23 protein-coding genes and 1 tRNA gene are annotated in these 25,783 nt (G+C 64.4%); 10 read left to right on the top strand and 14 right to left on the bottom strand.

What is annotated here, in order from left to right; genetic code table 11:
• Positions 1-2: 2 nt before the first annotated feature.
• Both ACOQFP_RS10815 and ACOQFP_RS10810 read left to right on the top strand, forming a co-directional pair.
• Positions 3-974 (top strand): carbohydrate ABC transporter permease, encoded by a 972-nt coding sequence (locus ACOQFP_RS10815; protein WP_374222408.1) that lies wholly within the window; start codon positions 3-5, stop codon positions 972-974.
• The gene (locus ACOQFP_RS10810; protein ID WP_241257118.1) at positions 964-1,773 is read left to right on the top strand and encodes a carbohydrate ABC transporter permease; all 810 of its coding nucleotides are present in this window, start codon (positions 964-966) and stop codon (positions 1,771-1,773) included. The genes ACOQFP_RS10815 and ACOQFP_RS10810 overlap by 11 nt, the downstream gene beginning before the upstream one ends.
• Here the strand turns inward: ACOQFP_RS10810 and ACOQFP_RS10805 are convergent, their stop codons facing one another.
• The 5 genes from ACOQFP_RS10805 to ACOQFP_RS10785 form a co-directional block, all read right to left on the bottom strand.
• Positions 1,774-2,667, bottom strand: a complete 894-nt coding sequence (locus ACOQFP_RS10805; protein ID WP_421584317.1) for a LysR family transcriptional regulator — start codon at positions 2,665-2,667, stop codon at positions 1,774-1,776. It abuts the gene before it with no gap.
• A gap of 115 nt (positions 2,668-2,782) precedes the next feature.
• On the bottom strand, positions 2,783-4,021 hold the full coding sequence (locus ACOQFP_RS10800; RefSeq protein WP_421584316.1) for an AGE family epimerase/isomerase: 1,239 nt from the start codon (positions 4,019-4,021) through the stop codon (positions 2,783-2,785).
• Between the two features lie 27 nt (positions 4,022-4,048).
• Positions 4,049-4,618 carry a dihydrofolate reductase family protein gene (locus ACOQFP_RS10795; RefSeq protein ID WP_421584315.1) on the bottom strand — a complete coding sequence of 190 codons (570 nt, stop codon included), beginning with the start codon at positions 4,616-4,618 and terminating at the stop codon, positions 4,049-4,051.
• 76 nt (positions 4,619-4,694) lie between these two features.
• Entirely contained in the window at positions 4,695-5,585 is an 891-nt protein-coding gene (locus tag ACOQFP_RS10790; RefSeq protein ID WP_421584314.1) for an alpha/beta hydrolase, read from the bottom strand.
• Positions 5,582-6,244 (bottom strand): TetR/AcrR family transcriptional regulator, encoded by a 663-nt coding sequence (locus tag ACOQFP_RS10785; protein WP_421584313.1) that lies wholly within the window; start codon positions 6,242-6,244, stop codon positions 5,582-5,584. Before ACOQFP_RS10785 ends, ACOQFP_RS10790 begins: the two co-directional genes overlap by 4 nt.
• Positions 6,245-6,409: 165 nt before the next feature.
• Here ACOQFP_RS10785 and ACOQFP_RS10780 point away from each other — a divergent pair, with 165 nt between their 5' ends.
• Complete coding sequence (locus ACOQFP_RS10780) at positions 6,410-7,516, top strand: DUF2087 domain-containing protein (protein WP_206490831.1); 1,107 nt, start codon at positions 6,410-6,412, stop codon at positions 7,514-7,516.
• A 9-nt stretch (positions 7,517-7,525) separates the two neighbouring features.
• The gene (locus ACOQFP_RS10775; protein WP_421584312.1) at positions 7,526-8,641 is read left to right on the top strand and encodes a DNA alkylation repair protein; all 1,116 of its coding nucleotides are present in this window, start codon (positions 7,526-7,528) and stop codon (positions 8,639-8,641) included.
• Here ACOQFP_RS10775 and ACOQFP_RS10770 read toward each other — a convergent pair.
• Complete coding sequence (locus tag ACOQFP_RS10770; RefSeq protein ID WP_421584311.1) at positions 8,632-9,675, bottom strand: zinc-binding dehydrogenase; 1,044 nt, start codon at positions 9,673-9,675, stop codon at positions 8,632-8,634. The two genes, ACOQFP_RS10775 and ACOQFP_RS10770, sit on opposite strands and share 10 nt — an antisense overlap.
• Before the next feature lie 56 nt (positions 9,676-9,731).
• A complete protein-coding gene (locus tag ACOQFP_RS10765) occupies positions 9,732-10,331 on the bottom strand; it encodes a TetR/AcrR family transcriptional regulator (RefSeq protein WP_421584310.1) in 600 nt (199 codons plus the stop codon).
• Positions 10,332-10,448: 117 nt separating this feature from the next.
• Between ACOQFP_RS10765 and ACOQFP_RS10760 the strand changes: the two genes are divergently transcribed.
• Complete coding sequence (locus tag ACOQFP_RS10760; protein ID WP_206490835.1) at positions 10,449-11,207, top strand: enoyl-CoA hydratase/isomerase family protein; 759 nt, start codon at positions 10,449-10,451, stop codon at positions 11,205-11,207.
• Between the two features lie 55 nt (positions 11,208-11,262).
• Positions 11,263-12,054 carry a maleylpyruvate isomerase N-terminal domain-containing protein gene (locus tag ACOQFP_RS10755; protein WP_421584309.1) on the top strand — a complete coding sequence of 264 codons (792 nt, stop codon included), beginning with the start codon at positions 11,263-11,265 and terminating at the stop codon, positions 12,052-12,054.
• 69 nt (positions 12,055-12,123) lie between these two features.
• Here the strand turns inward: ACOQFP_RS10755 and ACOQFP_RS10750 are convergent.
• From ACOQFP_RS10750 to ACOQFP_RS10725, 6 genes are all read right to left on the bottom strand, one after another.
• Positions 12,124-12,196, bottom strand: a tRNA-Thr gene (locus ACOQFP_RS10750).
• Between the two features lie 86 nt (positions 12,197-12,282).
• Positions 12,283-13,470 carry a DNA polymerase III subunit delta' gene (locus ACOQFP_RS10745; RefSeq protein WP_206490843.1) on the bottom strand — a complete coding sequence of 396 codons (1,188 nt, stop codon included), beginning with the start codon at positions 13,468-13,470 and terminating at the stop codon, positions 12,283-12,285.
• A 27-nt stretch (positions 13,471-13,497) separates the two neighbouring features.
• Positions 13,498-14,082 (bottom strand): DUF3558 family protein, encoded by a 585-nt coding sequence (locus ACOQFP_RS10740; protein WP_421584308.1) that lies wholly within the window; start codon positions 14,080-14,082, stop codon positions 13,498-13,500.
• A gap of 103 nt (positions 14,083-14,185) precedes the next feature.
• On the bottom strand, positions 14,186-17,188 hold the full coding sequence (gene topA, locus ACOQFP_RS10735; protein WP_421584307.1) for a type I DNA topoisomerase: 3,003 nt from the start codon (positions 17,186-17,188) through the stop codon (positions 14,186-14,188).
• 109 nt (positions 17,189-17,297) lie between these two features.
• Entirely contained in the window at positions 17,298-17,885 is a 588-nt protein-coding gene (locus ACOQFP_RS10730; protein ID WP_421584306.1) for a hypothetical protein, read from the bottom strand.
• Between the two features lie 150 nt (positions 17,886-18,035).
• On the bottom strand, positions 18,036-18,239 hold the full coding sequence (locus tag ACOQFP_RS10725; RefSeq protein WP_005248460.1) for a cold-shock protein: 204 nt from the start codon (positions 18,237-18,239) through the stop codon (positions 18,036-18,038).
• Positions 18,240-18,640: 401 nt separating this feature from the next.
• Between ACOQFP_RS10725 and ACOQFP_RS10720 the strand changes: the two genes are divergently transcribed.
• Together ACOQFP_RS10720 and ACOQFP_RS10715 are read left to right on the top strand one after the other, a co-directional pair.
• Entirely contained in the window at positions 18,641-21,010 is a 2,370-nt protein-coding gene (locus ACOQFP_RS10720) for a DEAD/DEAH box helicase (protein ID WP_421584305.1), read from the top strand.
• Between the two features lie 292 nt (positions 21,011-21,302).
• Positions 21,303-21,827, top strand: coding sequence for an FAS1-like dehydratase domain-containing protein (locus ACOQFP_RS10715; RefSeq protein ID WP_421584304.1), 525 nt, complete (start codon positions 21,303-21,305; stop codon positions 21,825-21,827).
• A gap of 24 nt (positions 21,828-21,851) precedes the next feature.
• Here the strand turns inward: ACOQFP_RS10715 and ACOQFP_RS10710 are convergent, their stop codons facing one another.
• On the bottom strand, positions 21,852-22,619 hold the full coding sequence (locus ACOQFP_RS10710; RefSeq protein WP_206490852.1) for a FadR/GntR family transcriptional regulator: 768 nt from the start codon (positions 22,617-22,619) through the stop codon (positions 21,852-21,854).
• 122 nt (positions 22,620-22,741) lie between these two features.
• On the opposite strand from ACOQFP_RS10710, the gene ACOQFP_RS10705 reads away from it, so the two are divergent.
• Positions 22,742-24,427 (top strand): L-lactate permease, encoded by a 1,686-nt coding sequence (locus tag ACOQFP_RS10705; protein ID WP_341244965.1) that lies wholly within the window; start codon positions 22,742-22,744, stop codon positions 24,425-24,427.
• A 48-nt stretch (positions 24,428-24,475) separates the two neighbouring features.
• The gene (locus ACOQFP_RS10700; RefSeq protein ID WP_421584303.1) at positions 24,476-25,738 is read left to right on the top strand and encodes an alpha-hydroxy acid oxidase; all 1,263 of its coding nucleotides are present in this window, start codon (positions 24,476-24,478) and stop codon (positions 25,736-25,738) included.
• Positions 25,739-25,783 lie beyond the last annotated feature (45 nt).

Here is a 25,783-nt window from a genome sequence, read left to right as displayed (position 1 = left end):
GAGTGTTCGTCGTCGTCGAAGATCCACCGAACGCGGCCGTGGACACCGTTGCCGGCGTAGAGACCGTGGACACCGGTAAGCATGCCCTGCAGACCCGATGGACGCGCCTGGTCCGATCTGCGCAGCCCTACCTGTATCTGACACCGGCCGTCGCGTTGTTGATCATCTGGACCTATCGCCCCTTGGCACAGGCGGCGGAACTGTCCACATATTCGTGGAATCTCCTACCGACGACTCCGATGGTGCCGGTCGGATCCGCGAACTATCGACGACTGCTCGAGCTACCCGACGTAGCGGATTCTCTCTGGCGCACAGTGGTTCTCATTCTCGGACTGTTGCCTTTTTCTCTGATACTGCCGGTGATCGTCGCGTTCGCCACCAGATCGGTGAGCGGACGGGCGCGGGTGATCTACCAGAGCCTGATTTTCGCGCCGTTTCTGATTGCGCCCGTTGCCGGCGCGGCCGTCTGGCAGTGGCTCCTCGACCCAGGAGCCGGGATCGTCAATCGCATCCTCGGGTCCGACCGCAACTGGATCCAGGACGCCGACACCGCACAGTTCGTCATCATCGTGATCACCGGTTGGCATTTCCTGGGTTTCGCAGTGCTGGTGGTATCCGCTGGTATGGCAGGTGTCGACACCTCGTATCAGGAGGCCGCGCGAATGGACGGCGCATCGAACTCGCAGATCGACCGCTGGATCGTCCTGCCTCTGCTCTCGCCCACCTTGGTGTTCCTGGCCCTGATGACCGTGCTCCTCAGTGCCCAGTGGACCTTCCCACTCATCGATACCCTGACCCAGGGTGGGCCATCTCGCTCGACGACGAATATCTACTACCTGCTGTGGGACTACGGGTTCCGCACATTCGATGCCGGCCTGAGCGCCGCTGCGGGGATCGTACTGTTCGTCGGATTCGGGGCCATTGCCGGCGGACTGGTCTGGCTGTCGGAAAAGGTTGCTTTCCATGACGATTGACTTCGGCCGCCTCCGCGGTCACCTGATGCTCGGCACCGCTGCACTGGTCTGCGTGTTCCCGATCTACTGGTTGTTCGCGACATCGCTGCGAAGGCCAGGGGACGTCTATTCACTCGCACCCGTTCCCTGGCCGCTCTCGCTCGCCAATTACTCCGACGCATCCGAGAAGGTCGATCTGCTCGGACTGTTGGGCAACACGTTCGCCGTCGCTCTCGCGTCGTCGACGGCGCAACTACTGATCGCACTGCTCGCCTCGTATGCCTTCGCGATGTACACCTTCAGGTTCCAGAAGGTGCTGTACCTCGCCTTCGTCGGCACGTGGCTGGTGCCGTTCCAGGTGACGATGTTGCCGAACTACGTTCTGCTGTATCAGCTGGGACTGATCAACACTCTCGCAGGCGTGGTCATGCCCACTCTGTGTTCGGCATTGGCGGTGCTGCTGCTTCGTCAACACATGGCAGGGTTCCCGAAGGAACTCATCTCGGCAGCCCGGCTGGACGGACGCTCGTCGTGGTCGATCCTGTGGACGGTGGTGGTTCCCAACCTCAGACCTGCACTGGCGGCGCTCTCGATCCTGCTGTTCATCAATTCCTGGAACGAATACTTCTGGCCTGCAGTGGTATTGCAGCGCAGCAATGCCGTACTGCAGCTAGGTCTCCGCAGTTTCATGGGGACCGAGGGCACCGATTGGGGTCCGATGATGGCCGTCGCCGGAATGGCTTGCCTGCCTGTTTTCCTACTCTATGTCGTGCTGCAGCGGCACATCGTCGACGCGTTCGTCAGATCGGGGTTGAAGTGATCACGCCGGTTCGATGCAGCTCACGAAGGCGTCCACCGCGGGGTTCGACTCCTCACCGCGCCAGACCAGATACAGATCTATCGTCGGAACCGGGTCGCACAATGTGACGGCAACGGTGTCGGCTCCGACAGCCCCCATCCCCGCCGAGGTCGCCCGCGACCACGACGCGAATCCGACCAGTGGCTTCACCGAGACCACGTGAGCCGTAGCACCGGGATCATCGGCCGTCTGAGCCACGTGCAGCCCGATGCGGCTGTCGGCGGCCGCCGCGAAGATCGAGTCGTACATGGCCGGGCACTGCTCCCGGTCGAACAGAACGCAGGATTGAGTCGCCAACTCCGCGAAAGGAACTTTGGACCGGCCCGCCCAACGGTGTGCCCGGCCGACCACGGCCACCAGCGGCAGGGCCTGCAGCACGCGCCGGTGCCGAAACTCTGCCGAAGCGGGGCGGCCGTACACGAACGCGACATCGAGGGTTCCGTCGTCGAGAGCCGCAAGCTGTGGGCCTGTTCGCTTCTCCCACAGCGAGACGACGACCTCGGAGTGATTGCGACTCATCCGAGCCAGGGCACCAGGTAGTACGTGACGACTGGCAGGTAGGTTGTAGCCGACGTTCAGCGCCCGCTCCTCTCCGGTCGCGACGGCCCTGGTCACCTTCGCGGCGGTGTCCATCTGCCGAACGATGAGCCGCGCCTGATTCTCGAATTCCCGCCCGGCGCGTGTGAGGGTCACATCGCGGGAGGTCCTGGCCACCAACGTCACGCCCAACGACTTCTCCAGCTTCTGCAGTTGGGTGCTCAGCGACGGTTGCGTCATGTGCAGGCGCGCGGCGGCGCGTCCGAAGTGCAGTTCCTCGGCGAGGGCGATGAATGCCGTCAGATGCCTGAGCTCCATGACCTGCCCTTCGAGGTGGGATTATCTCGCCAGGCTACGGAGCGAACACAACGACGCATGAACACCGGACATCCGTCCGATGCATTCTTGGCGACACGCGCCGCGGACGCGTCGTTCAGTGGGTGGCCGAGGTGCGCAGCGCCGCCAACATACTCGAGCTCGGCGGGTACCGGCTGATCCAGGTGGCCTGGACGGCGTGGTACAGATCGGGTTTGCCGCTCCATACCGTGGCGGCCGGCCGGTTCCGGGTGTCGAGTTCGTGATGCCAGGAACCGTCGACGCCGTCTACGAAGCAGTCGGCGGCGATATCCCACCAGGTGCGATAGTCACTGTGGTAGCGGTCTTCTCCGGTGTGACGGCCGAGGGTGGCAGCAGCAGCGATCGCCTCGCACAGCACCCAGTGCAGGCGTCCGGTCACCACAGGCCGTCCGGCCCAGTCCGTGGTGTAGACGAACCCGGGCGTCGGACCTGGCTGCCAACCGTCCTGCGCCGCTCGGTGATACAACGCCTCCGCAGCCTCGACGTAGCGACGTCCGCGGACACCGGTATCGGCCAGGCTTGCCTGAACGAGAAGTCGCGCCCACTCGAATCCGTGGCCCACGGTTGCGCCGTAGGGTTTGAATTGGTTCGCGGTGTCGTTGCTGTTGTACTCGAGCTGCGGGTGCCACTGGGCGGTGAAATGTTCCGGGATTCGATACTCGTTCTGCTCCGCCCAGCCGATCACGTTGTCGCAGATGCGCACTGCGCGTTCCCGCCACATCGTCCGAGCCCCCGCATCGACGGCCGCCAGCAAGGCCTCGACCATGTGCATGTTGGCGTTGATGCCGCGATAGTCGTCGAGTTCTGTCCAGTCCGCATTCCAGGTATCTGCACACATCCCGTACTGGTCGTCCCAGAACCGGCGCTCCACCACATCGAGGGCTTCGCCCAGCAGCTCCCGCCCGTTCGGGTGTCCCGCGCCCGTTGCTGCCGATGCTGCCAACACCACGAAGGCATGCGTGTAGGCGGTCTTGGCGGCATCCGGTGACAGTGCATCGGCACTGGACTCGAACCAGCCACCGTTTCGGCTGTCCCGCAAGGTCGTCAGCAGTCCGTCGAAGACGCGATCCGCCGTCCGCTGGGATCCTGGTCGCCCCCGTATGGATGCGAGATAGTGGACGTGCGCCATTCGTGCCGTGATGTACGTCAGCGCCGGATGCGCGAGATCCGGATTGCCACGATCGTCGAGCCACACCGCGCCACCTGCAGGATGCTCGAGCGAGGTTCCGAATCCGAGCAGGCGCGAGGATTCGGAGTCGAGCCACACGTGATGGGACGGCAGCGTCAGCCAGCTGTCCCGGTCTCCGCAAGTCATGTGCTCATTGTGCGCCGCGGTCGATTGTTACGGCGACTGTCGACGAGAGACGCTGTAGCGCAGATACATCCATCTCGATACTTCGAAGAGCTGCTGCTCCTCGAGAACGAGATCGAGTCGACGGCCCACAGGGAAGTACGGCTTCCCACCGCCGAGGATGGTCGGCAGAACGATGAGCTCGAACTGATCGATCTCCTCGACCAACGACTCGGCCAGGCAGGCCCCGCCCACAGCCAACTTTCCCTCGGTCTCGCGCTTGAGGCGCTGCACCTCCGCGAGAGCATCGACGCTGCGCACCAGCCGGCAGCCGTCGGCCACGGCATCGAGGGTGTCGGAGAAGACGATCCGCGGAGTGGCCTTGTACAACTCGGCGAACTCAGCCTCGACCTCCTCACCGTCGGCGCGTTCTGGATCCGTCCAGAAGTCCTCCATGACGTCGTACAGGCGACGCCCGAACAGGAAGGCAGCGGTCGACTCGGTCTGCTGATTGGAAAATCGATGTGTCTGCTCGTCGGGTACGGAGAAATCGATCCTGCCTGCAGGGTCCTCGATGTAGCCGTCGAGGGAAACATGCATGTTGTAGGTCAGAATTGCCATGTCGCTCCTTGAAGTCGATCGGGTTCCGAAGTATCGACCTTCGCCGGTTCCCGAAGTCACCGGCAGGACGGTGCGATCAAGCCTTGTCGCGCTCGGACAAGCGGGTGATGAAGTGCGCGATCTCCTTCGGTGTCGCTTCCGCCATGAAGTGGCCCGCATCGATGGATTCATACGTCGAATCCCTCGCCCAGACCCTCCACAGCGACGCCGCGTCGAACCCCAGTTGCGATCCCCAATCCTGCGAAATCACTCCCACCGGCATGACGAGCTGCTTGCCGGCTGCGCGGTCCTGAAGATCCATCTCGAGGTCGATGCCCGCTGTCGCGCGATAATCGGCGACGATGGAATCCACCGCACCGACCGAACTGTCGATGTAGTGCTGCCGCACATCCGGAGTGAAGGTCGAACCATCGGGGTCCCACGCGTCCAGGAACGATGCGAAGAATTCGGGCGCGACGGCCCTGATCATCCGCTCCGGCAGCCCTGTCGGTTGCGCCATGAGATACAGGTGCCAGGCCACTTTGGCGTCGACTCCCCGCAACACGTCCCAGGTGTCGGCGGTGGGAAGCACGTCCAGAATGCCGAGATATCGCACTGCCGAAGGGTGGTCGAGGGCGGCGCGAACACCGACAAGGGCTCCGCGATCATGGCCCACCAGACCGAAACTGTCGAACCCGAACGATGCGGCGACAGCGAGGATGTCGCGCGCCATCGTCCGCTTGGAATACGTGGCGGGGCTACTCTCGACCGGCTTGTCGCTCGAGCCGTATCCGCGCAGATCAGGGACGATGACGGTGTGGTCGGCGGCCAGTTCGCGGGCAACCGTTCGCCACATGAAGTGCGTTTGCGGAAACCCGTGCAGCAGCACCAATGCCGGTCCGGTGCCTGCCACTGCCACGCTGAGCTCGACGCCCTCGCAGCCTGGAACCTTCTCGTAGCGGAATCCTTCGATCGTGAATGCAGTCATGTCGTCTCCTCGTCGACTCGGTGGGCTGGGTGACCGGAAAAGATCCCCGCCGGAAGGTCCTTGGGTTGGGATGCTGTTACGCGCAGAGCGGGAACGATCACCGAATCCACGAGTGCCCGGAGATAGCGGTCATCGACGGCGAGGCCGTTGAGTCGCCTGAGCAGAATCGTTGCGCCCACGACTTCCTCGAACGGAAACGGGTCGGTGCCGCTCGGCAGTTCACCGCGCCGGATTGCTGCGTCGAGAACCGACGCCGGAAGCCGGGCACCGGTGGGACCTGCCGTCCGCTCGATCTCCTCGCACAGTTCCGGATCCTCGAGCCCGGCCTGAAGCAGTAGCAGCGACATCGAGCCGTCGGCCGCCATCATCGTCTGCACCAGGCGCTCACACAGAGCGAGTAGATCTCCGCGCAGCGAACCGGTGTCGATGTCGACCGGACCGTCCGCACGGGCCGGTCCGGCTTTGATTGCGGCAATAACCATCTCACGCTTGGTCTTCCACCGCCGATACAGTGTCGCCTTCGACGCTCCTGCCCGGCGCGCGACGGCCTCGAAGGTGAGAGCGTCATAGCCGACCTCGCCGAGCAAATCGGCGACGGCTCGCAGGATGTCGGACTCTCGCTCGTCGTCACGTGGACGCCCAGCGCGACGTGTCTCCATCGGCTACCTCGAATTCCAAATACGATACGGAACGTCTCGAATCGTATCACCGGACTCGGGTAGCCGAGTCACCCGGCCGTGAGAAGGTGGAAAGCACCGCAATCGAGCGCGCATGCCGCACCCCGGAGCGCGCGCATCCCATCAGGCCTTCGGAAAGGGGCTACCGTGTCCACCAGTTCCGCGGATGGCGCAGGCAGCGTGTCCACGATCGTGGCAGGCCTGGTGACAATGGTTCGGCCACAACGAGTTCTGACGATCTGCTCGGCGAGTGCCGTGCGCGCACTGGCACTGACTCTCGAATCGATCTCCGTCGCAGCATCGCCCACACTGTGGAACCTTGCCGCTGATCCGAGCGACTGCGGGATCGACGACTTCGTTCGCGAACATCGGCCGCGTTTCGATTTCGTCGAATCGATCACCGGTTCCGTGTTCGACCTACCGGCACGCCACCTGCGGGACATCGGCCCGTTCGATCTCGCCTTCGTCGAGAGCACGTCCTTGGTGACCGACGCACGGCTGATACGCGCCTTGTGGCCATACATTGCTGCCGGCGGAATTCTGGCCATCGAGAACTCGTCCCTGCCGGCCGAGGCGAATCCATTGTGGAATGCACTCCTACGCTTCCGCGCCGATGATGTCGAGGCCCTGACGATCCCCGCGATCGACGACCAGGCAGGGATCGGCCTGCTCAGAAAACGATCCGGGTCCGTCCCCGAGGTGAACTTCACCGACGAGATGGTTGCGCAGACCGGTGTTCCGCTGCGATTCGAATCCATCGGCGTCCACGACGATGCGCCGTTGCTGGACCACGCCACCAGCGTGCTTCATGTGCTCGCAGACCCGGAACTGCGGTCGGTTTTGTTCGCGATCGGCAGCGGAGTCTCGACATTGACTGCACTCCGATCTCACACCGAACTACCCGGCCGCGCGATCGGCAAGGCCGTTGCGCGGCTGTTCGCGCTGTCGGTGGTGACTCGGGTGGACGAACACCTCGTCGTCGACGCGGCAACCTTCGAGAGCTTTCGGACGCTACCCCGGAGGACGCCGCCTCCGACCCAGATGTCTCGATACAGTCGGGATCGTCCCGGATTCCTGAATGCTATTGCACGACAAGTGAGTTCGACGAGCTGGTCCTCCGAACACCAGATCAACGAACTGTGCAGATTGTTCGACGACGACTACGCGACACTGCGACGCGAGCTCGTGGACACCGGATACCTCGAGCGAAACCCCGCGGGTTCGATGTATCGGGCACGCAGCGGAACGGAGTAGAAAGCACTCATGCCCTTCGCCGACGAACTCATCGGCCCGGACGCCGCCCGTGCGCTGTTTCGGACCATCCATGCCGCCGCACCGACAGCGGACCTGCACGCCCTGCAGGGAGCAGCCGATCAGTTGGGTTCGCTTGCACTTCGAGCTCGCGCAGATCTGCTTCGCGAGGCGCTTCTGACGGGACTGCCCGGAACCTACGCGGAGTTCGCCCGTACCATCCGACGGGCCGCCGAGGACAGGGACTTCGAGGGCTGGTTGATCTGGCCCGCCACGAGCGCCGTCGCATCGAAAGCTTTGGCGGAGAAGACGTCCGAAGCCTTCGACGACGGAATGTCTCTGCTCGCCGAACTCACCGGCCGACTCACCTCGGAGTTCGCCATCCGTACATTTCTTCGAGCGGATGCGGATCGATCGCTCGCAATCGCGCTCGAATGGACGCACTCTTCCGACGAGCACGTTCGGCGGCTCGCCTCGGAGGGCACCCGCCCCTATCTGCCGTGGTCGGTGCGAGTCCCCGAGATACTGGCGCGCCCTGGCGTCACGGTGCCGATTCTGGACAGTCTCTACAGAGACGACAGTGACTACGTGCGGCGTTCGGTCGCCAACCATCTCAACGACTTCAGCCGAGACGTTCCGGACCTGGTCGTCACCACCGCCGCCCGGTGGCTCGACGACCCGAGCGAGACCACCGATCGCCTTGTGCGGCATGCGCTCCGGACGGTGATCAAGAACGGACACTCCGACGCGCTCGCTCTGTTGGGCTTCGGTCCAGTCGAGCTGGAGGTCGAGGGCCCTACCCTCGACATCACGCAGGTACCGATCGGCGAGAGCGTGGAATTCACAGCATCGATCCGCAACGTCGGCGACGAACCGGCCAAGGTCGCGATCGACTACATCGTGCATCACACGAAAGCCAACGGCGGAATGAGCGCGAAGACGTTCAAACTGACGACCAAGACGATCGAGCCCGGTCAGAGCATCGACGTCGGACGACGCCATTCGTTCAGGACGTTGACCACCCGCCGGTACTACCCGGGGCCGCACGCCATCGAGCTTCAGATCAATGGCGTCGGTTCCGGGCGCGCGGAGTTCGTACTCGCGAGCCAGTGGGCCGATCACGCCTGATCATGAACCGCAGGCGGAACGAGCACGAACTTTCCGACATGCCCCTTCTCCACGAAGCGTTGCTGCGCCGCGGCGATCTGCTCGAGCGGAAACGACTCGGCCAGCAGCGGACGAATGTCCCCGGCTTCGATGTACGACACGAGGTTCGCGAACACATCCTCGTCCCACGCCGTGGACCCGAGGAGAGTGAGATCGTTCAGGTACATCGTCCGTAGATCAAACTCGACGACGGGTCCGGCAATCGCGCCAGAGGACACATAGGTACCTCCGCGGACGAGTAGGTCGAGCAGGCGGCCGAAACCGTCACCGGCAACGTTGTCGATCACCACATCGACACTGTGCCTGCCCAGGGCGACCACCAGGTCCGCATCGCGTCCGTACACCTGGTCTATACCGAGTTCGCGGAGCTGATCGTGCTTGGCACGGCTCGCGACACCGATCACCCGTGCGCCACGTCGGGTTGCCAGTTGCACTGCGGCAGAACCGACTCCGCCCGATGCGCCGGTGATCAACACCGTCGATCCGCGACCTACACCAGCACGGGCGATCATGTTCTCCGCCGTACCGTACGCACACGGGATGGTCGCCAGCTCCGCGTCGCTCCACTCACAGTCGACCACGAATACCTCACTCGCCGGAACGACGACGAACTGGGCGAACGCGCCGTCCATATCCGAACCCAACCAGCGCGTCTGCATCGACGAGAAGCCGTCGACCCGCATGCAGGATCGAATCAGGACGCGGCGACCGACGAGAGATTCGTCGATCCCGGCACCCGCACACACGAGCCCGCAGCAGTCCGTACCTTGTATCAGCGGAAAAGGCGTCGCGTCGTTCCAACCACCGTCTCGATACCAACCCACGCGCGTGTTGATCTCGGTGTTGTTCATCCCTGCCGCCAGTACTCGAACGAGCACCTCACCCGGACCCGGCACAGGTTTGGGCACCTCGCAGACGAGGAGCTTGTCGTATCCACCGTGGCCGGTGGTGACGATCGCTGTCATCAGGTCGCCGCGGGCGCTGTCGGTCTGCATGAGCTCATCGTGCAGGACGAACGCGGCGACGGGGTCGATACGACCGCACTCTCGACCTACTCGACGCGAGAGTGCTCGGCTTCGAACCGGTCGATGAGGGCGCGGGCTGCTTCTCGCGCGGCATGCGCCCAGGCCGGCCCTGGTTCGGCGTAGGCACTGGCCATAGCGCCGTCGTACAGAGTCGTGAGCTGAAGGACGAGCATCTCGTCCGAGCCGGTGACACCTATCGGCTGCAGAAGATCGGCGAACAGTTCTCGCACCCATCCGCGATGCCCGAGATTGACGCGGTGCCCCGGCGAGTCCTGGGTCGACTCAGCCTCGGCGTTGATGAACGGGCAACCTCGAAAATCGTCCGTGACGAACCACTCGCCGAGGAGATCGAAGACCGACAACGCCTTGTCGATCGAGCTTCCCCCACGTGCCTCCAGCTGCTCGGCGACATGCCGCTGCCAGCCGTCGCTACGCCCCTGCAGATAGGCCGCCACCAGATCGTCCTTGGTGCGGAAATAGGTGTACATGGTGGCCTTCGAGACGCTGGCCTCCTCGGCGATCAGATCGACACCCGTCGCATGGATCCCGCGTTCGTAGAAGAGCCGGTCGGCGGTCGCGAGGACGCGCTCGAGCCCCGGCCTGCGGCGAGTCTTGACGGTGGTCATGTCCCGATCCTACCCGCACTGAACAGATCTGTTCAGTCAAGACTTGACAACAACTGAACCGACCTGTTCACTCGGATACATGAACAGACCTGTTCAGTTAACGACGAAAGGCGCACCATGACCGCCCCGGCATACTTCACCGAGTACGACAACTTCGCGATCACTCGCGACGAGGACGGCGTGCTGCTGGTGCGCCTCCACACGGACGGCGAACCGCTCACCTTCACCGGGCGAACTCACGAGGACTTTCCGGCCCTGCTCGAGAAGATCGCGCTGGATCGTGACAACAAGGCCATGGTGCTCACCGGCACCGGCGACTACTTCGTGAAAGACATCGACGGCCCGAGCCTCGGCGAGATCTTCAAGCCGGCCGCCTGGGAGAAGACCCGTGTCGAGGGTGCGAAGGTTCTCCAGCGCCTGGTCGAGCTGCCCATGCCGGTGATCGGTGTCGCGAACGGCCCGGCGACCATCCACTCCGAATACCTGCTACTCGCCGATATCCACATCGCCTCCGAACAGGCCGAGTACGGCGACTCGCCGCACCCCACCTTCGGCATCACCGCCGGCGACGGCGTCCAGGTCGTCTGGGAGGAGATCCTCGGAACCGCTCGCGCGAAGTGGTTGCTGTGGACCGGCGAGTCGATCGACGCGAACACCGCGCTGCAATGGGGCGTCGTCAGCGAGGTGCTGGCACACGATCGGGCGCTCGAACGCGGGCTCGAGATCGCACGCGGCCTCGCTGCGAAACCGGCTCTGTACCGAACCCTGCAGAAGCAGACCCTGAACCGGAACCTGCGCAAACGAATCGTGCAGGACGTGCCGTTCGGCATGGCACTCGAGGGCCTCACCGCTGCCGACATGCCCTACCAGGGCTGACGCACACCGCCTCGCCCGCCTGCTCGAACCCCATCATCACCGACCGAGGAGAACAATGTCCCACCGCAACCCGACGACGCGCCCCTCCCGAGAATGGCTGGTCGCCCTACAGAGCTCCTCGAACGACCTACGGCACGTGGTCGACGGGCTGAGCACGGAAGATCTGTCGCAGGCAACTCACACCGGGGACTGGACAGTCTCGCAGGTTCTCTCGCACCTCGGCAGCGCCGCCGAGATCTGTACCGAACTGGTGCGCCGCGGGTTGGCCGGAGACCACCGCGGCCCGCAACGAGACGAACTCGTACCGATCTGGGACCGATGGAATTCCCTGAGCCCCATCGAGCAACGGCGGCAATGGCAGCACGCCGACGCCGCCCATCTCGGACTGCTCGCGGACATCACCGTCGAGCAGGAGAACACGCTGCAGATTCCGTACTTCGCCGGCCCGATGGACCTGACCACATACCTCGGCTACCGGCTCTCCGAACACGCTCTGCACGGCTGGGACATCGCGGAGGTGTTCAACCCGTCGGCGACGGTCGGCCAGCTCGACCTCGTATGGCGGCGAATCGACATGATCGCCTCTCGCTTCCACGACGGAGCAGTCCGGCAGCGACTCGCTGAGCGGCAGATCCTCGTGGTGCACGACGACCATCGCGATCGCCTCGTGATCGACGACGAAGTCCACATCGAGACCGGAACCGACCACAGTGCGCCGAGCACCGTCACCGGAACGTCCGACGCCCTGACCAGGCTCGTCTACGGTCGCCTCCGCCGTGAGGACGATGTGCACGTCACTGGCCCGACACACCGCGAGGATCTCGAACAGCTTTTTCCAGGATTCTGAACGGGTCCGGGAATACAAGACACGAAAACCCCTCACCGATTGCTGCTGGTGAGGGGGTTTCGTTCTCTGAGCCGCCTAAGAGAATCGAACTCTTGACCTTTTCATTACGAGTGAAATGCTCTACCGACTGAGCTAAGGCGGCGTGCCTTTCGGCGTTGGTGAGTCTAACGGAGCACCGGGGCGAAACGAAAATCGCCTCCCCGCGCGTTCAGGCTGCGAGGCGCAGAGCTAGCGCAGCACGTCCCCCAGTGTCGCGACCATCGCATAGATCGCGAACTTCGGCTTCGCGTTGACGGCCAAGGACTCTCGGCACTCCAGGATTGCCTCGATGCTCTTCAGCAGCGCCTCGGGGGAGACAGCTTTCGCCATCCGCTCGGCCTGCTCGGCCATGTCGGGATGCGTCGCGGTGGCGGCGGAACCGTACGAGCGGGCGAGTGCATCTCGATACAGGCCTACCAGGTCCATCAGCGCCCGATCCAATGAATCGCGTCCGGTTCTGGTGGCACGAGACTTCTGCCGCCGTTCGAGGTCCTTGAGTACACCGGCCGAGCCGCGCAACGCACCCGCCGCGCCCTTGCCGGTACCGCCGGCCCCCAGGGCCGTGCGCAATTCCTCGGTCTCGGCCTCGTCCCTCGAGGCGCTCATCTCTTTGGCCTCGTCCTCGGCGGCCTTCACCAGCTCCTCGGCCGCCAGGTACGCCTGATTGGGCCTGGCTGCTGCCGACGCCAGCGCCAGCGCGCGGGTGCGCCGCGCTCGCGCGTCCTCGTCGGTGGCCAGGCGCCGGGCCCGGCCCACATGGCCGCCGCTGATCGACGCGGCCCACTGCGCCGTCTCGGCATCGAGCTTGTCGCGGGTCTGCAAGACCTGGGCGATCGCAGGCACCGTCGGGGTCACCAGCGACACGTGACGGCACCGCGAGCGCAGCGTCACCGAGATGTCCTGCGGATCGACCGAGGGCGCACACAGCAGGAACACCGTCCGCGCCGGCGGTTCCTCGACGACCTTCAGCAGCACGTTTCCGGCACCCTCGGTGAGCCGATCCGCGTCCTCGACCACGACCACCTGCCACAGACCTGTGCTGGGACGACGCGAGGCGATGGAGACGATGTCACGCATCTCCTTGGTGCTGATGCTCAAGCCCTCCGGCACAACGCGTCGCACATCGCCGTGCGTGCCGGCCATGGTTGTCGAGCAGGCCTGACAGTGCCCACACCCGGGAGATCCCTCGGTGGTGCACTGCAACGCTGCAGCAAAGCACAGGGCGGCCACGGAACGGCCCGACCCCGGCGGTCCGGTGAACAGCCACGAATGCGTCATCGCCGAGGAGTCCACGCCGGAACGGGCAGCCACCGCGGCGGCCGTCAGATCGGCCTCGACATCCTCTTGACCGACCAGTCGATCGAACACACCCGCCATGCTCGCAACCCTAGTGGTTGGGACCGACTACTTCGGTGCGGGCAGGTACGGCTCGAGCGAGCGAACGATCTGCTCCACTGTGCTGCAGGCATCGAGAGACCGGCTGCGTTCCAGATCGATCTCGATGACGCCGACGCTGACATTGCCCGCCGATGTCTCCGTCTGCGCATTGCACGATTCGCTCTTGCCGTCGTCGCCGATGGTGGAGACCGCCCGGAACACGTCGAACGTGAATGCACCGACTTTTTCCGAGCGGAAGTCCTCCACGTTGGGATTCGACCCCGGATCCGGATACGACACGTAGTCGCTGACGGTGACATCGACCGACAGGGAGTAATCGGAACTGAGCCAGATGCAAATTCCGAATCTCCCCGGAGTCGATGGCGAATTCGTCTCTCGCAAACCGAGTGTGCCGTCGGGGTCCAACGACTTCAACGGCAGGGTGCACGGGTCCAGATTCTGCCCGGCAGGCACACTGGGTCTCGACGTCGACGGACTACCGGAGATCTGGCCGGCAGCGGCGGTAGCGTGCCCCTGGACCACCTGGGTGCAGCCCGTCGACATGACGACGGTGCAGCAGAGGGTCACCAGACCGATCGATCCACGTTTCATCGCGGTTCGACGCGACCGAGCGCCGGAGTGTTTCCGCGATCGATCGAACTCGACGGTACGGACGGCCGAAGGCGAGATTTCATCCATGATGTCGCGCTCGCGGCTATTCGCCGTCTGCCTTCTTCGCGGGTGCCTTCTTGGCAGCGGTCTTCTTCGCCGCCGCCTTCTTCACCGGGGTCTTCTTCGCCGGAGCCTTCTTGGCAGCAGTCTTCTTCGCCGCCGCCTTCTTCGCGGGAGCCTTCTTGGCAGGAGCCTTCTTGGCCGGGGCCTTCTTCGCTGCGGCCTTCTTCTTCACCGGGCCGCGAGCACGCCTGTCCGCCAACAACTCCGACGCACGATCGTCGGAGATCGATTCCACCTCGTCGTCCTTGCGCAGGCTCGCGTTGGTCTCACCGTCGGTGACGTACGGCCCGAATCGACCGTCCTTGATCACCATCGGCTTCTCACTGACGGGGTCGACGCCCAATTCGCGCAGCGGCGGCTTGGCCTCGCCCTGACGGCCCCGACGCTTGGGCTCGGCGTAGATCTTCAGCGCCTCCTCCAGCGTCACGGTGAACATCTGATCCTCGTCAGCGAGCGAACGAGAATCGGTGCCCTTCTTCAGATACGGGCCGTAACGGCCGTTCTGCGCGGTGATCTCGTCCTTGGATTCCGGATCGACTCCGACGACGCGGGGCAACGACAGCAGCTTGAGGGCATCGTCGAGAGTGATGGTCGCCAGATCCATCGACTTGAGCAGCGAACCGGTGCGCGGCTTCGGACCGGCAGCCTTCTTTGCCGCCGCTTTCTTCGCAGGTGCCTTCTTGGCCGCCGCCTTCTTCACTGCAGTCTTGGTACCGCCGCCGGAATCGTTGTCCTGCGGTACGGGCACGATGTCGGGCTGCGGGGGCGTCGGCTCGGGTTCGGGCTCGGGCAGGATCTCGGTGACGTACGGACCGAATCGGCCTTCCTTGGCGACGATGTCGTGGCCGGTCAATGGATCCACACCGAGCTTGCGACCCTCTTGCGGCGTGGCGAAGAGCTTTTCGGCGAACTCGATCGTCAACTCGTCCGGCGGCAGATCGTCGGGAAGGTTGGCTCGCTGGCTGATCGGATCGCCGTCCGGATCCTCGTCGTTGCGCACCATGCGCTCGAGGTACGGGCCGTAACGGCCGACGCGCACATGAATTTCGCGACCCTCGGAGTCGTCGAACAGGCGGATCGAGTTGATGGTGCGCGCATCGATGTCTTCGAGGTTCTGGCCCACCATCTTCTTCAGGCCACCCGAACGCGCCACCGAGCCCTCGGCACCGGTGTCGCCGCCGAAGTAGAAGCTCTGCAGCCAATCTCCGCGTCGCTCACGGCCTCCCGCGATCGCGTCGAGATCGTCTTCCATGCCCGCCGTGAAATCGAAGTCGATGAGCCGCCCGAAGTGCCCCTCCAACAACGCAATCACCGAAAATGCCACCCACGACGGCACCAAGGCACTACCGCGCTTGTAGACGTATCCGCGGTCGAGGATGGTCTTGATGATCGACGAGTACGTCGACGGCCGACCGATGCCCAGTTCCTCGAGCGTCTTGATCAGCGACGCCTCGGTGAATCGCGCGGGCGGATTGGTGGTGTGCCCGTCGGGATCGAGCTGGGTTGCCGTCACCGCTTGACCCGCCACGAGCGCAGGCAGACGCGACTCGGCGTCGTCGGTCTGGCCGCCCGCCTCGTCATCGACACTCTCGACGTACGCCTTGAGGAAGCCGGCGAACGTGATGGTGCGACCCGAAGCCGAGAACGTGCACTCCTCGCCGGTGCCTGCAGTTCCGGTGATGCGCAGGGTCAACGTGGTGCCGCGCAGATCGGCCATCTGCGAGGCCACCGTCCGCTGCCAGATCAACTCGTAGAGGCGGAACTCGTCGGTCTGCAACGCCGAATGCAACTGCCCCGGCGTCTGGAACACATCACCCGCGGGGCGGATGGCCTCGTGCGCCTCCTGCGCGTTCTTGACCTTGCGGGTGTACTGCCGCGGAGTCGAATGCACGTACTCGGGGCCGTAGAGCTCGGTTGCCTGCGCGCGGGCCGCGGACACCGCCGACTCCGACAGCGACGTCGAGTCGGTACGCATGTAGGTGATGTAGCCGTTCTCGTACAACCGCTGCGCGACACGCATGGTCCGCTCGGAGCTGAACCGCAGCTTGCGACCCGCCTCCTGCTGCAGCGTCGAGGTCATGAACGGCGGGTACGGCTTACGGGTGTACGGCTTGTCCTCGGCCGACGCGACCGTCAGATCGACGCCCTCGAGAGCCTCGGCGAGGCGTCGAGCACGCGATTCGTCGAGCACGGTCACCGACTCGGTCTTGAGCTTGCCGTCGGGCCCGAAGTCGCGACCGGCGGCGACGCGACTGCCGTCGACATTGACCAGACGAGCACCGAAACTACGCGGCGATGCCTCGGCACCGGCGTCGAGCGTGGCGGAGATGTCCCAGTACTCGGCGCTGCGGAATGCCATCCGCTCGCGCTCACGCTGGACGATGATGCGGGTGGCCACGGACTGCACTCGGCCGGCCGACAACTTCGGCATGACCTTCTTCCACAGCACCGGACTGACCTCGTAGCCGTAGAGACGGTCGAGAATACGACGGGTCTCCTGGGCATCGACGAGGTCTTGGTCGAGGTCGCGGGTGTCGGCAGCGGCAGCGAGGATGGCCGGCTTGGTGATCTCGTGGAACACCATGCGTCGAACCGGGATCTTGGGGTTCAGGGTCTCGAGGAGATGCCAGGCGATGGCCTCACCCTCGCGGTCGGGGTCAGTGGCGAGGTAGAGCTCGTCGGCGTCTTTGAGCAGGCCCTTGAGCTCTGCCACCTTGCCTTTCTTCTCGGGCGAGACGACGTACAGGGCCTCGAAATCGTGATCGACGTCCACTCCGAGACGCGCCCACGGCTCGCCCTTGTATTTGGCGGGAACGTCGGCGGCACCGCGGGGCAGGTCACGAATGTGGCCGACGGAGGCCTCGACGACGTAGTTGCTCCCGAGGTACGGAGCAATCTTCTTTGCCTTGGTCGGAGACTCGACGATGACCAGACGACGCGGCTCGGCGGAGCTGTCCCCCGTGCCGTTCTTACGTGCTGCCACCTTGCTGCCGAACCTTCCCTAGTGCGTTTTCACAGGCAGATTTGCCTGTCCCACTACTAACAGACTGACATACCCCGACCAAATACTCGCAGATCAGTCGTAGATCTTCCTACTCGGCGTGCGGCCAAATGGTACGCGCGTCCACGTTGAGCGGAGGCTCGCCGACATTCTCGGTCAGACGCAGAAGCCGACGTCGACCGGTGATTCTCAGCCCGGGAGCGGAGCCGCGAGTGCCGATCAAGGTCGGCGCGATGCCCGCCCGCATCAACGACTGGGCGAGGACGGAATGCGTGTCCGGTGCGTGCGGGTCGAGTCCGAGAACGTACCGCTCGCCCTCTGCCTCGGGCCGCCCCGACGCGAGCACCCAGGCGCGCAGTTCCCGCGAACCCGGCACCCAACCTTGCGGCACTGCTTTGACAGCACCCTTGGTCCACAGCGACGCCAAGGCCGACAGTTCGGGTACCGACGCGGTACGCACCAGCGGACGATCTTCCTCCGATCGACCCAGCTCTGCCCTCAGACCGCATTGCTCGATGAGCTCGGCGATGGCATCCGCGCGCCATTGCGCGTCGACGACGACAGAAATACGAGCCGAACCCGAGGAGGTGACGACATGGCCGGTGGCAGCCAGCAGCCCGCTGAGATCGGTTACCGCGGGCGGCAACGATTCGGCGGAGAAGAAGGACAGCTGGTTCACAGCAAGGACATTAGGACATCGACGCCCACGCTCACGGCTTTCCGCCCACCTGGGTGGTTCGCAAATGCGTCATCCCCCTTCTGTGATCGCCTCGGCATCGGGACGATCGGTGAAGGGGGATGACGTTTCTCGACTCGAATGAGACGAGGATCAGACTGCGCGAACGCCCGTTGCCTGGGGGCCCTTGGTGCCCTGGCCGACCTCGAACTCCACGCGCTGATTCTCCTCGAGGGTGCGGAATCCGCTGCCCTGGATCTCGGAGTAGTGAACGAAAACGTCAGCGGAGCCGTCTTCTGGTGCGATGAATCCAAAGCCCTTTTCGGCGTTGAACCACTTCACAGTTCCCTGTGCCATGCTTTTCCTTCTCTTTCTAACACCGGATTCGATGGAGCGCACTTTCGATCCATCGGGCCGGTTCCGACCGCTGCACTTGTACGAATCCCCCTCAGGATTCCCCCTGATGGACGAGCTCTTCCAGTACCGCGCCCGCAACATAAGATCCTGCGAAGCGTAGAACGAACACAGAAGCTGCGACCGCGTCAAGTGAACCATGATCTCCGCGTTCGCAACAGTCGAAAGTCGACCCTTTTCGAACAAATCGTCCACCTTGTGGGAACGCACAAGCCCGAACACGCGAATTACCGCCCTCACCAGGGCGCGAAGGAGCCTGGAAGCGCTCGCGATAACATGAGGATCCCAGGTCGCGATCATTCCGTCGGAGGATTGTAGATCGAACGAATGTATGGAGACCTGCAGTGAGCGAGACGCATCCGAACGACCGTGCGGACCTCGCGAGCTACGGGCAGCACTTGCTGAATCGAGTGTTGGCGGGCTCAACCGCGGACGAGAGCCCTCTGACCCACGTCGCCGAGTTGCCCGCGCGCGCCGCACAGCTCACATCCTGGCCGTCGTGGGTCGGCCCGGAAGTGGTGCAGGTGATCAGCTCTCGCGGAATCCCTCGGCCCTGGACGCATCAGGCGCGGGCTGCGACACTCGCCGCCGAAGGCGCTCACGTGGTGCTCTCGACGAGCACCGCGTCGGGAAAATCGCTGGCCTACCAACTTCCCATCCTGACGAGGTTGTCTGCCGATGCCCGTGCCACAGCACTGTATCTGGCTCCCACCAAGGCTCTCGGTGCCGATCAACTGCGCACGACCATCTCGATCACCGACGAGTTACGCGAGCTGTCCGACGAACTGGCCGACGTGTTCCCCAGCGCATACGACGGTGACACGCCCATCGAGACTCGCCAGTGGGCCCGCGCCAACGCGCGATGGATCTTCACCAACCCCGACATGCTGCATCTCGGCATCCTCGGCTCGCACGAGCGATGGTCCCGGTTCCTTCGCAACCTTCGCTACGTCGTGGTCGACGAATGTCATTACTATCGGGGCGTTTTCGGCTCCAACGTCGCCCTGGTACTGCGCAGGCTGCGACGCCTCTGCGCCCGCTACGGCGCGTCTCCGATCTTCGTTCTCGCCAGTGCCACCACCTCGGAGCCGGGCCGGGCCGCAAGTCGGCTCATCGGCGCACCGTGCGAGGAGGTCACCGAGGACGGCTCTCCCCACGGAGCCCGCACCGTCGCCCTGTGGGAACCTCCGTTGCTGAAGGAGATCACCGGCGAAAACGGTGCCCCGGTGCGCAAGTCCGCCGGTGCCGAGGCCTCGCGCATCATGGCAGACCTGTTGATCGAAGGAGCCCGAACCCTGGCGTTCGTACGATCCAGACGCGGAGCCGAGGTCACTGCGCTCGGAGCTCAGCGAATTCTCGCCGACGTCGATCCGCAGTTGGTGCGACGCGTCGCCGCCTATCGCGCAGGATATTTGGCCGAGGATCGGCGCAAGCTCGAATCCGATCTGTCCGACGGCACCCTGCTCGGCGTCGCCACCACCAACGCACTCGAGTTGGGTGTGGATATCGCCGGTTTGGACGCGGTGATCGTCGCCGGCTTTCCCGGCACCGTCGCCTCGTTCTGGCAGCAGGGCGGCCGGGCCGGGCGTCGCGGGGAGGGCTCACTGTTGGTACTGGTGGCGCGCGACGATCCACTCGACACGTATCTGGTGCACCACCCGGCGGCGCTGTTGGACAAACCCGTCGAGGCGACCGTCACCGATCCCACCAACCCCTACATCCTCGCTCCGCAGTTGCTCTGCGCCGCACTCGAACTGCCGATCACCCTCACCGAGGCCGAGGAACTGAACGCAGAATCGGTACTCGAAGAGCTCGAACTGAAGGGCTACGTGCGCAAGCGTCCGCACGGATGGTTCATCACCCCCGAGGGCCAGCAGCTCTCGCCGCACGGTGCGGTGAACATTCGCGGCGGCACCGGGGAGCAGGTGGCCATCGTCGACGGCGAATCCGGCCGGATGCTCGGCACCGTCGACGGCGGCCGAGCTCCCGCCACCGCCCACCCCGGTGCCGTCCACATTCACCAAGGCGAGTCGTTCGTCGTCGACGAGCTCGATCTCGAATCCGGGCTCGCACTGGTGCACGCCGAGCAGCCCGAGTGGAACACCTCGGCACGCGAGATCACCGACATCTCGATCACCGCAGTGCACGAATCCATCGACTACGGCGAGGTACGCGTCGCACTGGTGCAGGTCGACGTCACCCATCAGGTAGTGGGATATCTGCGACGCCTCCTCTCCGGCGAGGTCCTCGATTCCATCGAACTGGACATGCCCGCACAGACCCTCGACACCCGGGCCGTCATGTACACCATCACCCCGGAGTTGTTGGAGCACAGCGGTGTTCCGTACGAACAGTTCCCCGGATCGCTGCACGCCGCCGAGCACGCTGCGATCGGATTGCTGCCACTGGTGGCGACATGCGACCGCTGGGACATCGGCGGAGTGTCCACAGCTCTGCATCCCGATACCGGGCTTCCGACGGTCTTCGTCTACGACGGCTACGACGGCGGAGCAGGATTCGCCGACCGCGGTCACGTGGCCATCGCCGACTGGCTCGCGGCCACCAAAGACGCCATCGTTTCCTGCGAATGCCAGACCGGATGCCCGTCCTGCGTGCAATCGCCGAAATGCGGCAACGGTAACGATCCACTGGACAAAGACGGTGCCGTTCGAGTGTTGACCGCGGTATTGGGGGCCATTACCCGCGAGCACTGAGCCGAGGTTCGGGTATTGCGGTTTCGGTCCGTCGCCGCAAACGCGCGCGCATTCGCCGAACGCGCGCGAACTCGCTCCGGTTTCGGAAAGAATCCGCGCGCACCTGACAAACGCGCGCGCATCTGCCATCGGTGAACCCGCCGGTGAATACGAGGGTCCTGGCCAATCTCCAGCCACGGGCCCACTCGGCTATGACTCCTCCAAAACGGGTGCTGTTCTGACGGCTCATCAGTTCTGACGCTGGTCCAATCGTGAGGACTCGACAACACCTCGGAACAGGCGGAGGTCCACCATGACCGTGATCGATCACGCAGCGGAGCTGACTCCGGCGATCGCGGAAAAGGTGGGATGCCACTATTTCCCGCCGCAGGAATACGAGATCGGTCGCGAACAGATTCGCGAGTTCGCTCGATCGGTTCACGACGAGCACCCCGCTCATCGCTTCGAGGCCGCGGCGGCCGAGCTCGGCTACGACACGTTGATCGCTCCGGTGACGTTCGTCAGCGTCATCGGCACTCGTCTGTTGCCGGAATTGTTCGAGCATCTTCTGATCGGGTACGCCGTGAGCGACGTGCTGCACACCGACCAACAGATCCTGCTCAGACGACCGTTGCAGGTCGGCGACCGACTCAGCTCCGACCTGTGTCTCGAATCGTTTCGCCGATCGTCGGGGACCGATGTGATGGTCACCAGCAATACCGTCACCGACCCAGCGGGCATCGACGTCATCATCACCAGAACGACCTTCGTTGCCCGGACGGGTGGACACACCGAACCCGCGATAGCAGCCGCGCTGCACAATCTGATGCGCAGCTAGGGCCGATTTTTCACACCCGGTGCGTCAGGACGGTTCCGTCCGGTCCTGAATGGACAGGGCCGCAGCGGACGACCGGATGTGTTCTTCGGCCGACGTCATTGCGAGATCGGCATCGCCTGCTTCGACGGCGGCCAGAATCTGCCGATGTTCGGCTTTCAAGGTCTCGGCCAACGATTCCCAATCCTCGATCTCCAACAGCGCGGCGAGGATGGGCGCACGCATCGATTCGCGGATCGCGGCGGTGAGCGAGGCAACGAAGTCGTTGCCCGAGGCCTCGGCCAGGGCGATGTGAAAGTTCGTGTCGGCGTCGTTGAAGACCTCGCGGGTGACACCCTGCGCTTCCATGATCTCGACGGCATCTCTGGCCTGGGCAAGCTTGTCCTGATCGGGGGCAATCGCGGCGAGGTGAACGCTGGCCCGCTCGAGCGCCACTCGCGTGCTGACCAAGTCGTCGATCCGAAAGTTGGCCAGCGCCACGTGCAGTCGAAGCAGACGGGTGAGCGCGGGGCGCGGCAGAGCCGCAACGAAGGTGCCTGCTCCCGGACCCGAACCCGGTGACGACCTGAGGATTCCGCTGCTCTCGAGCACGCGTACCGCTTCCCGGACGCCTGCCCGGCTGACATCGAGCTGAGCTGCGAACTCCCGCTCGGGCGGCAGCGGATCCCCGACGCGGAGATCACCGGCCATGATGCGCTCCTCGATGGCGTCGATGACCAGCTCGTGCGCGCGAGCGCGTCGGACCGGCTTCCACGAAAGCGGTTCGTTCTGCACCCGTCCAGCGTCGTCAGCCATATCGATCATCCAACCAGACGTCGATCTGCGACTTCAGCCTCTTGACCCCATTGAGTGTGATCCATAACATCCTCTCTGTGGTCAGACCTCACAAACCCTAAAGGTCTTGGAATGGAGTAGCTGTGTTCACACCCGATCTCGAACCGCTCGCGGGCAGCATCGGATTGTCCGCGGCGGTGGCGTGCCTGCCACTGTTGACGGTCTTCGTCACGCTGGGCCTGCTCAGATGGAAAGCGCACTTCGCCGGTCTGGCCGGGCTCGTCGTCGCGCTGGCGGTGGCAGTTCTGGCGTACGACATGCCGATGACCCTGGCCGGGCTCTCGGCCACCCAAGGCTTCGCCTTCGGGTTGTTCCCGATCGTGTGGATCGTGATCTGTGCCATCTGGTTGTACGAGTTGACGGTGACGAGCGGACGATTCGACGACCTTCGCCGCATCATCGATTCCATCTCCGACGATCCGCGCATCCAGGCCGTCATCATCGCGTTCGGCTTCGGCGGGCTACTCGAAGCGCTCGCCGGATTCGGGGCTCCCGTCGCCATCACCGGTGTCATGCTCCTGGCCATCGGTTTCGCTCCGATGCGCGCAGCCGTCGTCGTCCTGCTCGCCAACACCGCGCCGGTTGCGTTCGGTGCCATCGGAATTCCGATCCTCACCGCCGGGAACCTGACGGGCATCGACTACCACGAGATCGGCGCGTACGTGGGCCACCAGACCCCGTTCATCGCGCTGTTCGTTCCACTGTTCATCGTGTTCTTGACCGACGGTCGACGCGGCGTCGCCCAGACGTGGCCGGTTGCCCTGGCCGTCGGCGTCGTCTTCGCCGTCGCGCAATGGGTCAGCGCAACCTGGATCTCGGTCGAGCTGACCGACATCATCGCCTCGCTGGCGGGCATCGCCGCAGCCGTCGTCGTTCTGCGGTTCTGGAAGCCGACCGGATCCGATGCGGCCCGCGAACGCATCCTCCTCGCCCGAGACGCAGACCTCGATTCGGGGAGTTCCGGCACTGCCCCCATCACCCCGGCACCGGTCTCCACCCGCACCGCCGAGGCCGCGCCCCTGACGACGCAACGGGTACTGCTTGCACTGTTCCCCTACCTGCTCGTCATCGCGGTGTTCTCCGTGGCCAAGCTGTGGGCACCGGTCACCGGATTCCTCGCCTCGACCGACATCGCCGTGCCGTGGCCCGGTCTCGACGGCAACATCCTCACCGCCGCCGGCTCCCCCGCCACCACCACCATCTACAAGTTCACCTGGCTGTCGACGCCGGGAACACTGCTTCTGATCTGCGGTGTCATCGTGGCCGCCGTCTACCGCGTCAGCGCTCCCGACGCCGCCCGGCTGTTCGCAAGCACCCTGATCAAACTCCGATTCTCGGCACTCACAGTCGGCGCGGTGCTGGCGCTCGCCTACGTGATGAACCAGTCGGGGCAGACCATCACCATCGGGACCTGGATTGCCGGCACAGGCGCATTCTTCGCCTACCTCTCCCCGATTCTCGGGTGGCTGGGAACCGCGGTCACCGGTTCGGACACCAGCGCGAACGCCCTGTTCGCAACGCTGCAGCAAACAGCGGCGATCAACGCCGGTATCGACCCCACCCTGCTGGTCGCCGCAAACACCTCGGGTGGTGTGGTGGGAAAGATGATCAGCCCACAGAATCTCGCCATTGCCGCGACCGCGGTGGGGTTGGTCGGGCGGGAGTCCGAGATATTCCGAAAAGTCATCTGGTGGAGCCTCGGCCTACTGCTTGCCATCTGCCTCCTGGTCGGGCTCCAGAGTTCGGTACTGGCCTGGATGCTCCCCTGACCCGTCGTCGCCACCGACCGCAACACTGCACAGAATCGAGAACATCACATGCCCATCACCCGGCAGATACCCAAAGCTACCGACCTGCGCGAGGTCCTCTCGTTCAAGAAACCAGATCTGAACCTGCGTCGCCGACGCCTCGACGCCGCACTCACCATCGACGATCTCCGCACCATCGCCCGTCGTCGTACCCCGCGCGCGGCATTCGACTACACCGACGGTGCCGCCGACGCCGAGATCTCACTGTCGAGAGCTCGCCAGGCCTTCCGTGACGTCGAGTTCCACCCCTCGATCCTGCGGGACGTCTCCCACGTCGACACGTCGACGACGGTGTTCGGCGGGCCGTCGGCGCTCCCGTTCGGCATCGCACCGACGGGCTTCACTCGTCTGATGCAGACCGAAGGTGAGTACGCCGGTTCCGCCGCGGCCGGAGCTGCCGGTATCCCGTTCTGCCTCTCGACTCTGGGCACCACGTCGATCGAGGACGTCAAGGCCACCAATCCGACCGGACGAAACTGGTTCCAGCTCTACGTCATGCGAGACCGCGACATCTCGTTCGGGCTGGTCGAACGCGCTGCCAAGGCAGGCTTCGACACCCTCCTGTTCACCGTCGACACGCCGGTAGCCGGGGCACGCCTGCGCGACAAGCGCAACGGATTCTCCATCCCGCCGCAGTTGACCGCGTCGACGATCGCCAACGCCATTCCGCGTCCGTGGTGGTGGTGGGACTTCCTCACCACCGCGAAGCTCGAGTTCGCATCGCTCTCCTCCACCGGCGGCACGGTCGGAGAGCTACTCAATTCAGCGATGGATCCGTCCATCTCGTTCGAGGATCTCGACGTCATCCGCGAGATCTGGCCCGGCAAGCTGGTCGTCAAAGGTGTTCAGTCGGTGGCCGATTCGGCCCGTCTCGCCGAACTGGGAGTCGACGGGATCATCCTGTCCAATCATGGAGGCCGACAACTGGATCGGGCACCCATTCCATTCCATCTGCTTCCTCAGGTCGTCCGCGAAGTCGGCTCCGAGTTCGAGGTAGCCGTCGACACCGGCATCATGCACGGTGCCGATATCGTCGCCTCCATCGCAATGGGTGCATCGTTCACGCTCGTCGGCCGGGCGTACCTGTACGGCCTGATGGCCGGAGGCCGCGCCGGCGTCGACCGCATGATCGACATCCTGCGTGAGGAAATTGTCCGCACCATGCAACTGCTGCAGGTCAATTCACTCGCGGAGCTCACCCCGGAACACGTCACCCAGCTCACTCGATTCGCCCCTCTGCAGTCCGGGGCCCGCACGTTCACGCCACGCTGACCGTTCCCGACGGACCGGGGTTCGGGGCCGGTTTCGGCACCGGTT

Origin of the sequence: Rhodococcus sp. MALMAid1271, assembly GCF_049195265.1 — a bacterium.
Taxonomy (GTDB): Bacteria; Actinomycetota; Actinomycetes; order Mycobacteriales; family Mycobacteriaceae; genus Rhodococcoides.
The sequence above is the reverse complement of the archived record's forward strand: the minus strand, read 5'-3'. Positions and strand labels throughout refer to the sequence as shown.

Bases quoted from the DNA above. Each gene is read 5' to 3' on its own strand.
- ACOQFP_RS10770 (WP_421584311.1), bottom strand. From the start codon at position 9,675: ATGCAGACCGACAGCGCCCGCGGCGACCTGATGACAGCGATCGTCACC.
- ACOQFP_RS10700 (WP_421584303.1), top strand. From the start codon at position 24,476: ATGCCCATCACCCGGCAGATACCCAAAGCTACCGACCTGCGCGAGGTC.
- ACOQFP_RS10745 (WP_206490843.1), bottom strand. From the start codon at position 13,470: ATGGCGGGTGTGTTCGATCGACTGGTCGGTCAAGAGGATGTCGAGGCC.
- ACOQFP_RS10725 (WP_005248460.1), bottom strand. From the start codon at position 18,239: ATGGCACAGGGAACTGTGAAGTGGTTCAACGCCGAAAAGGGCTTTGGA.
- ACOQFP_RS10755 (WP_421584309.1), top strand. From the start codon at position 11,263: ATGTCCCACCGCAACCCGACGACGCGCCCCTCCCGAGAATGGCTGGTC.
- ACOQFP_RS10805 (WP_421584317.1), bottom strand. From the start codon at position 2,667: ATGGAGCTCAGGCATCTGACGGCATTCATCGCCCTCGCCGAGGAACTG.
- ACOQFP_RS10765 (WP_421584310.1), bottom strand. From the start codon at position 10,331: ATGACCACCGTCAAGACTCGCCGCAGGCCGGGGCTCGAGCGCGTCCTC.
- ACOQFP_RS10800 (WP_421584316.1), bottom strand. From the start codon at position 4,021: ATGACTTGCGGAGACCGGGACAGCTGGCTGACGCTGCCGTCCCATCAC.
- ACOQFP_RS10785 (WP_421584313.1), bottom strand. From the start codon at position 6,244: ATGGAGACACGTCGCGCTGGGCGTCCACGTGACGACGAGCGAGAGTCC.
- ACOQFP_RS10790 (WP_421584314.1), bottom strand. From the start codon at position 5,585: ATGACTGCATTCACGATCGAAGGATTCCGCTACGAGAAGGTTCCAGGC.
- ACOQFP_RS10715 (WP_421584304.1), top strand. From the start codon at position 21,303: ATGACCGTGATCGATCACGCAGCGGAGCTGACTCCGGCGATCGCGGAA.
- ACOQFP_RS10810 (WP_241257118.1), top strand. From the start codon at position 964: ATGACGATTGACTTCGGCCGCCTCCGCGGTCACCTGATGCTCGGCACC.
- ACOQFP_RS10740 (WP_421584308.1), bottom strand. From the start codon at position 14,082: ATGAAACGTGGATCGATCGGTCTGGTGACCCTCTGCTGCACCGTCGTC.
- ACOQFP_RS10760 (WP_206490835.1), top strand. From the start codon at position 10,449: ATGACCGCCCCGGCATACTTCACCGAGTACGACAACTTCGCGATCACT.
- ACOQFP_RS10795 (WP_421584315.1), bottom strand. From the start codon at position 4,618: ATGGCAATTCTGACCTACAACATGCATGTTTCCCTCGACGGCTACATC.
- ACOQFP_RS10775 (WP_421584312.1), top strand. From the start codon at position 7,526: ATGCCCTTCGCCGACGAACTCATCGGCCCGGACGCCGCCCGTGCGCTG.
- ACOQFP_RS10710 (WP_206490852.1), bottom strand. From the start codon at position 22,619: ATGGCTGACGACGCTGGACGGGTGCAGAACGAACCGCTTTCGTGGAAG.